Here is a 13,865-nt window from a genome sequence, read left to right as displayed (position 1 = left end):
ACTACAGGGGCAGCAGGATGCCCTTCACCCGCGGATCGGTGGCCAGGAACTCCTGGACCGCGGGATCCTTGAACGCGGCGACGAGGTTCTTGATGTTGTCGGTGTTCTCCCACTCGGTACCGATGGTCAGCTGCCCGGCGAACTCGTCGGGGGCCGGGGGCGCGTAGATCTGCTTCTCGATCGGGATGTTCGCGGCCAGGTAGTACTCGGTGTAGCCGACGGTGGCGTCGAGATCGGCCAGCGACCGCGACTGCGCGGCGAAGTCGAGCAGCACGAACTGCAGGTTGCGCGGGTTGTCGGCGATGTCCTTCTGGGTCGCCTTCCACTTGTCGATGCCCGGCTTGAGGGTGATCAGACCGGCGCGCTCGAGCAGCCAGAGGCCCTGTGCCTCGTTCGCGGGATCGGAGTAGAGCGAGACCTTCGCGTTCTGCGGGAGGTCCCCGACGTCCTTGTACTTGTCCGACCAGATGCCGAAGCCCCAGCGGAAGACGGGGGTGGCCGCCACTTCCTTGAAGTCGGGGTTGGCCTCGAGCACCTGCGCCAGCCACAGCTTGTGCTGGTAGATGGTGCCGGCGACCTCGCCGTCGCTCACGGCGCGGTTGAGGGTCGTCGAGTCGGCGAGGCCCTTGAAGTCGACCTTGATGCCGTAGCGGGGTGCGACCTCTTCGCCGACGAACTCGACGAGGGCCTGCTCGGAGGCGTTGCCCTCGGCGGTGACGACGGTGAGCGTTGCGCCGGCGGTCTCGTTGGGGGAGGTCGAATCCGACCCGAGGAAACGCCAGCCGAGAACGCCGGCCAGCACGGCGACGATCACGAGGACGCCGGCGATCAGCGGCCAGTGGCGACGCTTCGAGATCTCGATGTCGGAATTGCCTGCGGGTGGGAGGTTGTCGGGCGACGAAACCGACACCTCGGTGGTGGAACCGGTGTCCTGAGACATGAGTGGACCTTTCAAGTGTGGTGAAGGTGATGCGTCAGTGGTTGACGCGCTTGGAGGTCACCGGGTTGAGGCTGCGGGCGAGCGCGTCGCCGGCGAGCTGGATCAACGCCACGGTGATGATGAGGACGATGATCGTGGCGATCATGACGCCCTGGTCGAATCGCTGGTAGCCGTAGGTGACCGCGACGTAGCCGAGACCGCCGGCGCCGATCGTGCCCGCGATGGTCGAGTATTCGATCATCGCGATCGTGTTGATGGTCAGGCCACCCACGATGCTCGGCAGAGCCTCGGGAACCTGTGCCTTCCAGATGATCTGGGCGTTGGAGCCGCCCGACGCCCGGGCCACGTCGATCGTCGACGCCGGCACCGACCGCAGCGAGTTCTCCACGATGCGGGTGAAGAACGCGATACCCGCGATCGACATCGGGACCACCGCCGCTGCGATGCCGATGTTGGTGCCGGTGATGAGGCGGGTGAACGGGATGATCGCCGTCATCAGCACCAGGAACGGCAGCGACCGGCCGATGCTGATGATCCAGGACAACGGCGTGTGCAGCGCCCGGTTCTCGAAGAGCCCACCGGGAGCGAGGTTGTGGACCAACGCGCCGAGCGGAACGCCGACGACCAGCACGACGACCATCACGATGCTTACCATCAGGACCGTGTCGACGAACGCCGGCCACAGCAGATCGGGGATCTCGTCGAGCGGTACGGTGATGGCGGCCAGGTTGATCGTGCTCATGCCGCCACCCCCGCGTCCTTCTTCTCGGTACCGGCACCGGTGGCCGGCGCGGGTGCTTCCGCGACTCGGGCCACGAGGCCGAGTTCGGCTGCCGCGCCGATGAATCCGGACGCGTGTCCGGCCGGCACGGAGACGGTCAGATCGCCGAAGGCGGTGCCGTCGATGGTCTGGATGTTGGCTCCGAGCACCGAGATCGGGATGCCCAGGGATCCGCCGAGGCGGGTGAGCCAGTCGGCGGGCACCGTCGTCGAGTTGTAGATCACCGTGATCGGGGTGTCGTCGGCGGTTGCGGCCGCGCTGGGGCCGCGGGGCCGAAGTGCCCGTCCGAGAACGGAATCCGCGTCGAGGACGAGGTTCTCGAGGCGCCCGTGTTCGACGATGCGGCCGTGATCGAGCCGGCCGACGGTGTCGGCGACCCGCACGATGGTGTCCATCTCGTGGGTGATGAACACGACTGCCAGGCCGAGTTCGTCGCGGACCTCGGTCAGCAGCTGCAGGAACGTGTCGGTCGCGGCCGGGTCGAGTCCGGACGTCGCCTCGTCGGACAGGAGCACCGACGGCTTCAGTGCGAGGGCGCGGGCGATGCCCACACGTTGACGCTGTCCGCCCGAGAGCTGATGCGGGTACAGATCGGCCTTGTCGGACAGCCCCACCAGGTCGAGCAGGTCGGCGACCCGCGACCTGGTGGAAGCCTTTGTCGCACCCAGGTATTCGAGCGGCAGCGCCACGTTCTGCGCCGCGGTCCGGCGGGAGAGCAGGCTGGCCGACTGGAACACCGTGCCGATACGGCGACGGGCATCCCGAAGTCCGGAGGTGCCGAGCGCGGTGAGGTCCTCGCCGTTGACGACGACCCTCCCCGAGGTCGGGCGCTCCAGGAGGTTGAGACAGCGTGCCAGGGTGCTCTTACCCGCACCGGACGGGCCGACGACGGCGAAGATCTCGCCGGAGCCGACGGTGAACTCGACTTCGTCGAGAACGGTGGTCGGGTTCGGCGAACCGACCCCGAACACCTTGGTGAGTCCAACGACTTCGATCATCGTGCGGTCCTGGTCACTTCGTTCCGGCGGTGGTGAGGCGGTTGCGCTCACGGATGGAGTCGTCGATGGTCGAGTTCACGCCGCCGACGCGGTAGGTGGAACCGCGGTGGTTCTCGGGCAGCTGGTCGCCGCGTCCGAAGAGCTTGTTGCGCAGGCTGCCCGGGGCGTAGTCGCGCTCGTAGAGGCCGCGACGCTCGAGGGCGGGCACCACGTGGGTGATGATGTCCTCGAACGATCCCGGCGTGACCGCGTAGGCGACGTTGAAACCGTCGACGTCGGTTTCGGTGACCCAGTCCTGCAGATGCTCGGCGACCTCGTCACCCGAGCCGATCAGGACGGGGCCCATACCGCCGACGCCACCCCAGGCCGCGATGTCGCGGATGCGCCATTCCTCGCCGCTCTCGGAGGCCTGCTGGAACGCCGCAACCGCCGACTGGATGGCGTTGCTCTGCACGTTGCCGATCGGGTCGTCGATGTCGTAGCTCGCGAGGTCGATGCCCATCCAGCCGGACATGAGGACGAGTGCACCCTCTTCGCTCGCATAGGACTGGTACTCAGCGGCTTTCGCGCGCGCGGCCTCGGGCGTCGAGTCGGTGATGATGGTGAGCAGCGTGTAGATCTTGGCGTCGTAGGGGTCGCGTCCGGCGAGGACGAGTTCTTCGCGGATCTGGCTGACCACGTTGCGCAGGATCGCCTTGGTGGGTGCGCCGACGAAGATGGCCTCGGCGTTCTCCGCGGCGAAACGACGTCCGCGCGGCGAGGCGCCGGCCTGGTAGATGACCGGCGAGCCCTGCGGAGACGGCTCGGACAGGTGGATGCCCGGGACCTTGAAATGCTTTCCCTGGTGGCCGATGTGGTGGACCTTGGACGGCTCGGCGAAGACCCCGGCCTCCCGGTCGCGACGCACCGCGTCGCGCTCCCAGGAACCCTCCCACAGCTTGTAGAGCACGGTCAGGTACTCGTCGGCGTGGTCGTAGCGGTCGTCGTGCTCGAGCTGGTCGTCGTCGCCGAGATTGCGTGCGCCCGACGGCAGGTACCCGGTCACGACGTTCCAGCCGACACGGCCCCGGGTCAGGTGATCGAGTGTCGACATGCGGCGCGCGAACGGGTAGGGGTGCTCGAAACCGGTTGCGGTGGTGATGCCGAACCCGAGGTTCTCGGTGGCGTGGGCCATCGCCGAGACCAGCAGCATGGGGTCGTTGACCGGGATCTGGGTGCCCTGACGGATCGCGGCCTCGTCGTTGCCGGCGAAGACGTCGTACGTGCCGAGGACGTCGGCGATGAACAGGCCGTCGAATCCGCCGGTCTCCAGAAGACGGGCGAGATCGACCCAGTAGTCGATGGTGTTGTAGTCCCACGACCGGTCGCTCGGATGGCGCCACAGGCCGGGGGACTGGTGCGCAACGCAATTCATGTCGAAGGCGTTGAAGCGGATCTTGCGGGTGGAGCGCGTGCCGTTGTCGGGGGTCACGGCAGGCCGGTTCTGTTCAGACACCGGAGGAATGATCCAGATGGATCGGTGGAGTCGCCATCTTTGCGCGCACAGCGAACTAAACTTGCCGCATGCGTGCCACAGATGTGTTAGTCGACGGTCTCGGACGCGTCTCCGAGAATGTTCACGCGCTGCTCAGCGGCTTGGAACCCGAGGTCCTGAACCGGGCACCGGCCTCGGGCGCCAACACGATCGCGTGGTTGGTGTGGCACCTGACACGCGTTCAGGATGCGCAAGTCGCCGATGTCGCCGACACCGACGAGGTGTGGGTGAGCGGCGGTTGGGTCGACCGATTCGATCTGCCGTTCTCGCCGGCCGACACCGGATACGGCCATTCGGCCGACGAGGTGGCGCGGGTCGTCGTCGACGACGCCGGCCTGCTCCGTGACTACTACGACGCCACCCACGCGGCTTCTGTCGACTACATTGAGTCCCTGAGTGATTCGGATCTGGACCGGATCGTCGACACCAACTGGGACCCGCCGGTGACGCTCGGCGTCCGGCTGGTCAGCGTCGTCGACGACGATGCCCAGCACATCGGGCAGGCCGCGTACCTACGCGGACTCTTCACCTGACGACGAGCACCGTCAGTCGCGGAGCGTGTGCGAGAGGAGGCGGCCGTAGCGGTGGCGGTACATCTGGGAGAATCGGCCGAGATTGTCGAAACCCCAGGATTGGGCGACCTCCGCGACGGTGACGGTGGCGGGGTCTTCTCGGAGTAGCTGCTGATGGGCCCGTTCGAGTCGGATCTGCCTCAGGAACTGCATCGGACTCATCTTGCAGGTGCTCCCGAAAGCCCTGCTGCAGCGCGCGGACCCCGATCCCCGCGGCGGCGGCCAGCTGTGTGACGGTCAGGTCCTCGTGTGCGGAGCGTTCGACGAGTTCGACGGCTCTGCGGATCTGGCGCGGCACGGCCGGCCGGTCATCCGCCTGGCTTGCCTGTACGGGATGCGTCGCCACGAGGGCCGCAGCGATCATCCGCGACCGGATGGTGAGTTTCCCGCGTACCGGGGTGCTCACGAGAACCCAGGCCCCCAGGGGATCCGGATCGATCCGTACGTCCGTGCCATAGCGCAAGGTGTGGATCGCGTTGTCGGACAACGTCAGTGTGAAATCGATCGTCGATTACGTCGAGACCAACGACCTGACGGACTTCGTGCTGGTCGGCCACAGCTACGGCGGCACCGTGATCGCGCAACTGGCAGAAGAGATCCCGCAGCGGATTCAGCGGCTCGTCTTCTGGAATGCCTTTGTGCCGCAGCCGGGCAACAGCCTGATGGATGAGGCGCCGCCGCACTACCGTGACCTGTTCAACGGTTTGGCGGCGGCCAGCGACGACAACACGGTGATGCTGCCGTTCCCGATCTGGCGCGAGGCGTTCATCCAGGACGCCGATCTGGACACCGCGACGCGGACCTACGAACTGCTCTCACCGGAACCGTTGCAGCCGATGGCCGACAAACTCGATCTGACGCGCTTCTACGAGAGCGAGATCCCCAGGAGTTACATCGACGCGACCGAGGACATGGCGCTGCCGCAAGGAGAGTGGGGCTGGCATCCGCGGATGTCGTCGCGCCTCGGTCTGTTTCGTCTGGTGCAGATGCCGGGCAGTCACGAGGTGATGTTCACCAACCCGTCGCTGCTCGCGGCGAAGATGGTGGAGGCAGGCCGACCCTAGGACTCCAGGCCGGTCGCCCTCCGCACCGGTGGCGCGAAGTCGTGCCCGTCTTCCATCCGGAAGAGGGTCAGGACATGCAGCCCTTGAAGGTCTGGAAGTCGCCCGCGAAAGCCGGGCCCTTGCAGGTGGGGCCGTTCTTGCCGTCGACGACGACCTCGCCTCCGGCACCTGCGATGCCGATGGCCAGTCCGGCTCGATCACCGGTCATGGTGACCGTGGCGCCGGGGCCGAGTGCGATGGCCGCGGGGCCGGCGAAGTTGTCTGCGGTGGAGGTGGCCTTGCCGCCGTTGTCGGTGATGGCCAGCGCGAGGCCGGTGGGGCCGGATTCGGCGCTGCAGGATGTCGTGGAGGAGCTCTGACCAGGCAGAGCCGGACACAGGGAGGGTGCTGCACTCGCCGACGGCGAGGCCGCGAGCGATACCGCGGTCGCGCCTGCGGCGGCGACGACGAAACCGAGGGCTGTACGGGCAACTGTCTTCATTTTCGGACTCCTTTGTCGTGTACTCGCGCGAGTACCGGGTTGGGTGTCGTGCCCAAGCGATTCGGATTCGCCGAGGTGCCGGATGGGCGGCCGGGGGGCTCGGGCCGCACGAGGTGAATGCCCACTGCGCGTAAGTTGAAACCGTGCAATTGCGAATCTTCACCGAACCCCAGCAAGGTGCTACCTACGATCAGCTGCTCGCCATGGCGAAGGCGACCGAGGACCTCGGCTTCGATGCGTTCTTCCGCTCCGACCACTACAGCGGCATGGGCGGTGACGGGCTGCCCGGACCCTCCGACGCGTGGATCACGCTGGCGGGCCTTGCCCGTGAGACGTCGCGTATCCGGCTGGGCACGCTGGTCTCGTCGGCCACGTTCCGCCTTCCGGGGCCCTTCGCGATCGCGGTGGCCAACGTCGACCAGATGAGTGGTGGCCGAATCGAACTCGGTCTCGGGGCCGGTTGGTTCGAGGAAGAGCACGAGAACTACGGAATCCCGTTCCCGTCGCTGAAGGACCGGTTCGACCGCCTCGAGGAGAGCTTCGAGATCATCACCGGCCTGTGGGGTACGCCCGAGGGCAGTCGATTCGACTATCGCGGTGAGCATTTCCAGATCAGCAACTCGCCGGCGCTGCCGAAGCCGGTGCAGAGCCCCCGCCCGCCGATCATCGTCGGCGGCAGCGGCAAGAAGCGCACCCCGGCGCTGGCCGCACGTTTCGCCGACGAGTTCAACGTGGTGTTCCAGCCCGTCGACGTCGCCCGCGACCTGATCGGCAACGTGCGGGCCGCCTGCGCCGAGGCGGGACGTCGTCCCGAGACCATGACGTATTCGGGCGCGCTCGTCCTGTGTTGTGGCAGTGACGAGGCCGAGTTCCGGCGTCGCGCGGAGGCGATCGGCCGGGAGCCGGAGGAACTGCGCGAGAACGGCGCGGCGGGAACGCCCGACGAGGTGGTGGCCAAGATCGAGAGCTATCGCGAGCTCGGGATCACCCGGATGTACCTTCAGACCCTCGACTTCGACGACCTCGACCACCTGGACCTCGTGGCGTCGAAGGTGGCCCCGCAGCTGGGCGGTTGATCGGAGCAGCTCAGGCGACGCCGGCGTGCATCTCCCAGAACAGGATCTCGGCTCCGCCGGGGCTGCGCAGGGAGATCTCGCCGGCGTTCCTGGTCCGCACGGCATCACCTTCGACGAGCCGGTCCCCAGAGGCTTCGACTCCGGCCACTTCCACGTCGCCTCGCGCGACGTAGAGGTGACCGTACGGTGCGTCGGGCAGCGTCACCGTCTTGCCGGCCGGCATCCGCGCCACGTGCAGGGCGGCGGCGGAGTTGTTGATCGTCACCGGCGTCGACGCCGCACGCCGTGGTAGCCCGGAGACGACGACCGCCAGATCGCCGCTCGCCAGCGCGTCGGTGACATCGGCCTCGGCGTATCCGGGTTCGAGACCCGCCTCGTCCGGAGCGACCCACATCTGGACCACACGCAGGTCGGTGCCGTCGAGGCGTCCGGTCGCGTTGCCCTCGCTGTGGGCGATACCGCGGCCGGCCGTCATGCGCTGTACCACTCCGGGTTTCAGGACACCGTCGTTCCCGGCGGAATCGCGGTGGTGCAGTGCGCCGTCGAGGACCCACGTGACGATCTCGGCATCACGGTGCTGGTGGCGGTCGAGTCCCTCGCCTGCGTCGACCCGATCGTCGTTGTGCACGAGCAGCACTCCGTGGGCGTTCGCCGCCAGGTCGAAGTTGCCCGTCGCCGGGAGCGACTGCCAGGACTCGAGCCATTCGTTGCGCCAGTGGTGACGTTCGTCGGCCCGGATGATGATGAGTGACATCAGGTCTCCTGGATTCCCGGGTGGGTGGTGTCGAGGTGGGTGGCGAGCCGCTCCAGCACCGCGCGTAGCTCGCGGCCGTCCGCGGGATCGAGGGCCGAGAAGAACAGCGCATCGACGCAGCGGTAGTGATCGTGGGCGGCATCGGAGAACGCGGAACGTCCCGCATCGGTGAGCGACGCGTAGCTGCCGCGCCTGTCCTCGGTGGCTCGTTCTCGTTGCAGCCAACCGCGTTTCACCATCGCATCGACCTGGTACGACAGGCGCGACGAGGAGAACACCATGCGGTGCGACAGGTCTCGCATACGAAGCCTGCCGCCGTCGCTCTCGTGCAGGATGAGCAGCACGCTGTAGTCGGCGAGGCTCATCCCGGCGGTGGCGCGCAGGTCGTCGTCGAGCATGGTCTGCAGCCGCGCGGCGGTTTCGATGAAGACGCGCCACGCGGCCTGCAGGTCGTCGTCGGGTCCGGTGGTCGGTCGGGGCATGGATCAGCGAACGGTGTGCGGCATCAGCGCATCCGGAGGAACGACGCCGAGCCGACCGGCCTGATAGTCCTCGACGGCCTCGACCAGTTGCTGGCGGGTGTTCATCACGAACGGACCGTACTGGGCCACCGGTTCGCGGATCGGCCGGCCCCCGAGAAGCAGGACCTCCAACGCGGGACGGTTGCCGTCCTGCGAACCGTCGGCGGCGACGGTGATCCGGTCACCCTTTCCGAGGACGGCGAGGGAGCCCTGTTCGACCGGACGTCCCTCGGCCCCGACCCGTCCGCGGCCGGACAGCACGTAGACCAGTGCGTTGAACTCCGGCTGCCACGGGATCGACACCGCCGCACCGGGTTGCACGGTGGCGTGCGCCAAGGTGATGGGTGTGTGGGTGGAGCCGGGCCCGCGGTGGCCCTCGATCTCACCGGCGATGATCCGGATCAGCGATCCGGCGTCGGGGGAGGTGACCAGACCGACCTGGCCGCCCTCGAGATTCTGGTAGTTGGGCGCGAGGAACTTGTCCTTGGCCGGCAGGTTGACCCACAGCTGGATGCCGTGGAACAGGCCGCCGGACTCCACCAACTCGGCCGGTGGGGTCTCGATGTGCAGGATGCCGGAACCGGCCGTCATCCATTGCGTCGCACCGTCTTCGATGAGACCGCCGCCGCCGGCCGAGTCCTGGTGGGCGAACCGGCCGTCGATGATGTAGGTGACCGTCTCGAAGCCGCGGTGCGGATGCCAGGAGGTGCCGCGCGGTTCGCCGGGCTCGTAGTCGACCTCGCCCATCTGGTCCATGTGGATGAACGGATCGAGGTCGGCGGCGGAGACGCCTGCGAAGGCACGTACCACCGGGAATCCTTCTCCCTCGTAGCCGCGCGGTCCGCGGGTGACGGACCGGACGGGACGTTCGGTGGCGTCGATCCCGGGCGAGGACAGGCGCGTCAACGACAAGGTGTCGGCGGAGACGGCAGGCATGGTGTACTCCTTCGGTCAGGAAGTCACTCAAATTTGAGTAACCATGTCTGCGTCAACCGCCGGGGGCGCCGGACTATTCCTCGCGCGTTCGGTCTCCCACCGGGCGTGCGGTGGGTGATAATCCAGCGCATGGCCGACACCGCGTCATCGAAGCCACCCGAGCGACAGCGCATCAAGAAGCTGGCGCAGGCGGCACTCAACGCCGACATGACGGTCGAGCAGCTCGAGGGGATCCTCGCCGACATGGGCGAAACCCTCGAGGGACTCGGCCCGACCATGGGCAATCTGGATGCGACGATCGAGAAGCTCGACGCGACGCTGGTACGGATGTCGGGAACACTCGACCAGGTGGACACCACCGTCGACCGCATGTCCGACGTCGTCGCCCGGCTCGAGCGGGTCGTCGCCCGGGTCGAGGTGCTGGTCGGGATCGGGGAGGCCGCGTTGCGTCCGCTCGGGGTACTCGAATCCGCGGGCAAGTCGGTCGCGGCACGGCTGGGCCTCCACTGACACGAGCGGCTCCACCGACACGAGCGGCTCCACTGACGAGAGAACAGGGAATGCGACCGGAAGAGCACAGTTTTCGCGGCCCGCACGGCGAGACCATCGTCTACGACGTGCACCGACCCGAGGGTGACCTGCGGGGGGTGGTGGTCATCGCCCACGGCCTCGCCGAACACGGTCGGCGATACGGACATGTGGCGCAGCGGCTCGTCGACGCGGGCTATCTCGTGGCGATCCCCGACCACGTCGGGCACGGACGTTCCGGCGGCAAACGGATGCGGCTTCGCCGCTTCAGCGAGTTCACCGGCGACCTCGACACCGTCATCGCCCACGTGTCCGACGACGCCCTGCCGACGTACCTGATCGGGCACAGCATGGGCGGCTGCATCGCTCTCGACTACGCGCTCGACCACCAGGACGTCCTCGACGGTCTCATCCTCTCGGGGGCCGCCGTCCTCCCCGGGGACGACCTGTCGCCCCTGGCCATCAAGATCGCGCCGGTCCTGGGGAAGATCGCGCCCGGCTTGCCGACCACCGCACTGAGTTCGGCGAGCATCTCCCGCGATCCGGCCGTCGTCGCGGCCTACGACGCCGATCCGCTCGTGACGCGCGGCAAGATCCCGGCCGGGCTCGCCGGGGCGATGATCTCCGCGATGCAGTCGTTCCCGGAGCGACTGCCGTCCCTGCAGCTGCCGGTGCTCGTGATGCACGGCAGCGCCGACGCCCTCACCGACCCGAGGGGCAGCGAACTCGTCGACCGCCTGGCCGGTTCCGAGGACAAGACACTCGTCATCTACGACGACCTGTTCCACGAGATCTTCAACGAACCCGAACAGGACGTGGTCCTCGACGAGGTCGTGAGCTGGCTTGTCGCCCACACTCGTGTGAAGTGATGTTGGTTCTGCCGGTGGAAACTGCCCGGTGTGGGACCGCGGATCGCTACGGCAGGTCGAGCACGGCCTGCACGAGTCGCCATACGTCGTCTGCGGTCTGATCCAACTGGGACTCGCTGCCCGCGGCGAGTGCGATTGCGACCAACCTGACGGTGCCTCCCGCGGCGAAGTCGAGGTCACTGGGGCGTGCATCCGGGTGGGCTTCGGCGAGGTGCTCGGTCAACCACTCTTCGAAGGCCGAGCGGACCTGACCCCACGTCGCCCGGTCACCGAGAAGGCCCGCGAAGGCTCGGGGCTGCGCGCCGATGTCGGCGAGAACGCGTCTGATGACCGCAGGTGTGTCGTCTCGGTCGGATTCAGGGACCGAGGCGAGGATGTCGTCGAACCGCGATCGGACCATGTCCGCCAGTAGTTCATCAGGTGATGAGTAGTGCTGGTAGAAGGTCGGCCGGCTGACCTGTGCGCGCTGGCAGATGGCCGAGATCGTGATGGCCCCCGACCCCTGCTCGAGGACGAGGCCACGAGCGGCGTCGAGTAGCGCAGTCCGACTGCGTACCGAGCGTGCATCCGTGCTGGTTCGACCGACTGTCGTCATCGTCACTCATTTCAACTTTGCCGATCGCTATTTTACATCTGTAAGGTTTTTTACAACTGTAAGACAACGTTCTCGTGGAGGAGCCTTTCATCATGTCATCTGGACCACCCGGCGCCGCGACGAGCTGGCCGAAACTTCTGGCGGCTCTGGCATTTCCGATTTTCATGGCCCTCGCGATGCCCGCGGCCTATCTCGCCGCCTTCCACGAGCCAGAACCGACCAACATGGTGGTGCAGATCGTGGGCACCGGCGACCGAGCCCAGAAGCTCGCGACCGGAGTCGGTGTCAGCACCGAGGGCCGGTTCGACGCAGCGGTGGTCGCCGACACGGAGACGGCGAAGCGCGCGCTGGCCGATCTCGACAGTCGTGCGGCATACGACCCGGAGACCGGCGACCTCTTCATCGCTTCGGCGGGAGGCGCAGCAGCGGCACAGGCGGTGACCGCCGTCTTCACCGAAGTCGCCGGTCAGAGTGGTCAGACACTCAGCGTCACCGATGTGGCTCCGCTGCCCGAGCAGGACCGGGTCGGGGTGTCGTTCCTCTTCATCGGCCTCGCCGCGATCTTGGCCGGCTTCACCACCGCGACGATGCTCGGTATGGTGCTGCCCGGTCTCGGACTGCGACGCCATCTCGCGATCCTGGGTGGGATGAGCGTGATCACCGCGGTGATCGGGACGTGGATCGCCTACGGCGTCTACGGTGCGTTGAGCACCAACCTGCTCGCGGTGGGCGCGATGCTGACAGTGCTGTCAGCCGTGACCGGGTTGATCCATCTGGGAGGCCTCCGGCTGATCGGTTCCGAGATGACCGTCGTGTCGGTCATCCTGTTCATCATCCTCGGGATACCCGCCTCTGGTGCCGGGGTTCCGGCCGACATGGTGCCCGGGTTCTTCGGATCGCTGCAACACTTCCTGACGACCTCGTCTGGTCTGGATGCCCTCCGGCGGATCATCTACTTCGACGGCGCGGGAATCGCGGCGGACCTGACCACGCTGGCGATCTGGACCGTGGCCGCGATCGGGATGTTCACGCTGGCGACGCTGAAGCGGCCGGGGAAGGGCGGGGAGGAAGTCCTCCCGATCGCCGTCCCCACGGAGCCGGCCGAGCGGCGCCTCTTCACCCGGCGGTTGACCGCAGGTGTGATGACCCTGCCGCTGTTGTTCGCGATCGTCATGCCTCTCGTGTTCGTCGGGCTCTTCCACAGCCCGGCACCGCGTTCCATGCCGATAGCGGTGATCGGATCCGGTGCGCCCGTGACGGAGACGGTCGCCGGTCTCGAGGCCGCAGCCGGCGACGCGCTCGATGTCGTCGTCGTGCCCGATGCCGGCGTGGCCCGTCAGCAGCTCGAAGATCTCGAACTCCGTGGCGCGGTGGAACCGATGAGTGGCGACGTCTACGTCGCCTCCGCCGCGGGCATGCAGGCCGCTGCGGCGGTCGAGTCGCTGCTCACCGGCGTGGTCGAGTCGGGTGGGCGCACGGCAACGATCACCGACGTCGCACCGCTGCCCGCCGAGGACTCGGTCGGTGCGAGTTCGCTCTACCTCGGCATCGGTGCCGCCGTCGGCGGGTTCCTCGCTGCGGTGATCGTCAGTGTCTTCGGTGGCGGCCTGCGAACCCGGGTTCAGGCGCTCGTCGTGGTCGCGGTGGCCGTGATCAGCGCGGCCATCCAGGTGCTGTGGGGCTGGACGGTGTTCGACATCTTCGACGGCAGCGCGCTGTCCGCGTTCGGCATGCTCACCGCACTCGGGATCACGATCGGCCTGATCACGCTGGCCGGGTTCAAGCTCATCGGTCCCGCGCAGCTCCTCATCACGCTCTTCGTGTTCATCATTCCCGGAGTGGCCGCGAGCGGTATCGCAGTCCAGCTCGACTTGGCGCCGTCGTTCTACGGGGTGCTGCACGCGATCCTGCCCACAGCGCAGGGACTCGGTGCGATCCGTGACGTCATCTACTTCGATGGCGCCGGTGTCGGTAGCAGTCTCGCGGTCATGGGTGCGTGGGCGGCCGCGGCAGTGATCTGTCTCGTCTGGGCATCGCGACGTGCGGGCAAGGCGGACCGGTCAGGAGAGGAAACCGCCGACGACCAGGCGGTGGAGACCGACGAAGGTCAGGTTCTCGTGGGGGCCGTCGACGCTCCCTGACGCGTCCACCGATTGTCTGTGGTCAAAAGGGCACCTGGGTCTGTGGTGGTATTCCGCCGCCGACCCAGGTGCCCT

The 13,865-nt window shown here is 67.3% G+C and carries 16 protein-coding genes; 6 read left to right on the top strand and 10 right to left on the bottom strand.

Features of this window, described 5'->3' with window-relative positions; translation table 11 throughout:
• Position 1: 1 nt before the first annotated feature.
• Genes BLU62_RS15360 through BLU62_RS15345 form a run of 4 tightly spaced genes read right to left on the bottom strand, consistent with a single transcriptional unit; the run spans position 2 to position 4,133 of the window.
• Complete coding sequence (locus tag BLU62_RS15360) at positions 2-940, bottom strand: MetQ/NlpA family ABC transporter substrate-binding protein (RefSeq protein ID WP_074850415.1); 939 nt, start codon at positions 938-940, stop codon at positions 2-4.
• Positions 941-974: 34 nt separating this feature from the next.
• A complete protein-coding gene (locus BLU62_RS15355; RefSeq protein WP_074850413.1) occupies positions 975-1,682 on the bottom strand; it encodes a methionine ABC transporter permease in 708 nt (235 codons plus the stop codon).
• Positions 1,679-2,719 (bottom strand): methionine ABC transporter ATP-binding protein, encoded by a 1,041-nt coding sequence (locus BLU62_RS15350; protein WP_074850411.1) that lies wholly within the window; start codon positions 2,717-2,719, stop codon positions 1,679-1,681. Before BLU62_RS15350 ends, BLU62_RS15355 begins: the two co-directional genes overlap by 4 nt.
• Positions 2,720-2,732: 13 nt before the next feature.
• Entirely contained in the window at positions 2,733-4,133 is a 1,401-nt protein-coding gene (locus BLU62_RS15345; RefSeq protein ID WP_244278369.1) for an LLM class flavin-dependent oxidoreductase, read from the bottom strand.
• A 149-nt stretch (positions 4,134-4,282) separates the two neighbouring features.
• Between BLU62_RS15345 and BLU62_RS15340 the strand changes: the two genes are divergently transcribed.
• On the top strand, positions 4,283-4,786 hold the full coding sequence (locus tag BLU62_RS15340; protein WP_074850407.1) for a mycothiol transferase: 504 nt from the start codon (positions 4,283-4,285) through the stop codon (positions 4,784-4,786).
• 12 nt (positions 4,787-4,798) lie between these two features.
• On the opposite strand, the gene BLU62_RS33860 is transcribed toward BLU62_RS15340, so the two are convergent.
• A complete protein-coding gene (locus BLU62_RS33860) occupies positions 4,799-4,978 on the bottom strand; it encodes a helix-turn-helix domain-containing protein (RefSeq protein WP_244278198.1) in 180 nt (59 codons plus the stop codon).
• Positions 4,979-5,301: 323 nt separating this feature from the next.
• Between BLU62_RS33860 and BLU62_RS15330 the strand changes: the two genes are divergently transcribed.
• Entirely contained in the window at positions 5,302-5,889 is a 588-nt protein-coding gene (locus tag BLU62_RS15330) for an alpha/beta fold hydrolase (protein ID WP_244278197.1), read from the top strand.
• A gap of 67 nt (positions 5,890-5,956) precedes the next feature.
• Here BLU62_RS15330 and BLU62_RS15325 read toward each other — a convergent pair whose 3' ends face one another.
• Positions 5,957-6,370, bottom strand: coding sequence for a hypothetical protein (locus BLU62_RS15325; RefSeq protein ID WP_074850403.1), 414 nt, complete (start codon positions 6,368-6,370; stop codon positions 5,957-5,959).
• Positions 6,371-6,513: 143 nt separating this feature from the next.
• On the opposite strand from BLU62_RS15325, the gene BLU62_RS15320 reads away from it, so the two are divergent.
• Complete coding sequence (locus BLU62_RS15320; RefSeq protein ID WP_074850402.1) at positions 6,514-7,446, top strand: LLM class F420-dependent oxidoreductase; 933 nt, start codon at positions 6,514-6,516, stop codon at positions 7,444-7,446.
• Between the two features lie 10 nt (positions 7,447-7,456).
• Here BLU62_RS15320 and BLU62_RS15315 read toward each other — a convergent pair whose 3' ends face one another.
• From BLU62_RS15315 to BLU62_RS15305, 3 genes are read right to left on the bottom strand one after another with little or no spacing between them, the layout of a single operon-like run.
• The gene (locus BLU62_RS15315; protein WP_074850400.1) at positions 7,457-8,200 is read right to left on the bottom strand and encodes a pirin family protein; all 744 of its coding nucleotides are present in this window, start codon (positions 8,198-8,200) and stop codon (positions 7,457-7,459) included.
• Positions 8,200-8,682, bottom strand: a complete 483-nt coding sequence (locus BLU62_RS15310) for a MarR family winged helix-turn-helix transcriptional regulator (RefSeq protein WP_074850398.1) — start codon at positions 8,680-8,682, stop codon at positions 8,200-8,202. The genes BLU62_RS15315 and BLU62_RS15310 overlap by 1 nt, the downstream gene beginning before the upstream one ends.
• Positions 8,683-8,685: 3 nt before the next feature.
• The gene (locus tag BLU62_RS15305) at positions 8,686-9,657 is read right to left on the bottom strand and encodes a pirin family protein (protein ID WP_074850396.1); all 972 of its coding nucleotides are present in this window, start codon (positions 9,655-9,657) and stop codon (positions 8,686-8,688) included.
• Positions 9,658-9,786: 129 nt separating this feature from the next.
• Between BLU62_RS15305 and BLU62_RS15300 the strand changes: the two genes are divergently transcribed.
• Positions 9,787-10,167: a hypothetical protein gene (locus BLU62_RS15300; RefSeq protein WP_074850394.1), complete on the top strand. Its 381-nt coding sequence runs from the start codon at positions 9,787-9,789 to the stop codon at positions 10,165-10,167.
• Positions 10,168-10,217: 50 nt separating this feature from the next.
• Positions 10,218-11,054 carry an alpha/beta hydrolase gene (locus BLU62_RS15295; protein WP_074850392.1) on the top strand — a complete coding sequence of 279 codons (837 nt, stop codon included), beginning with the start codon at positions 10,218-10,220 and terminating at the stop codon, positions 11,052-11,054.
• Between the two features lie 46 nt (positions 11,055-11,100).
• Here the strand turns inward: BLU62_RS15295 and BLU62_RS15290 are convergent, their stop codons facing one another.
• Complete coding sequence (locus BLU62_RS15290) at positions 11,101-11,649, bottom strand: TetR/AcrR family transcriptional regulator (RefSeq protein ID WP_074850390.1); 549 nt, start codon at positions 11,647-11,649, stop codon at positions 11,101-11,103.
• A gap of 92 nt (positions 11,650-11,741) precedes the next feature.
• Between BLU62_RS15290 and BLU62_RS15285 the strand changes: the two genes are divergently transcribed.
• Positions 11,742-13,790 (top strand): hypothetical protein, encoded by a 2,049-nt coding sequence (locus BLU62_RS15285; RefSeq protein ID WP_139180030.1) that lies wholly within the window; start codon positions 11,742-11,744, stop codon positions 13,788-13,790.
• Positions 13,791-13,865: the final 75 nt, after the last annotated feature.

The sequence above is a fragment of the Gordonia westfalica genome, from assembly GCF_900105725.1.
Lineage (GTDB): Bacteria > Actinomycetota > Actinomycetes > Mycobacteriales > Mycobacteriaceae > Gordonia > Gordonia westfalica.
This window is presented reverse-complemented; position numbering and strand designations above follow the sequence as displayed.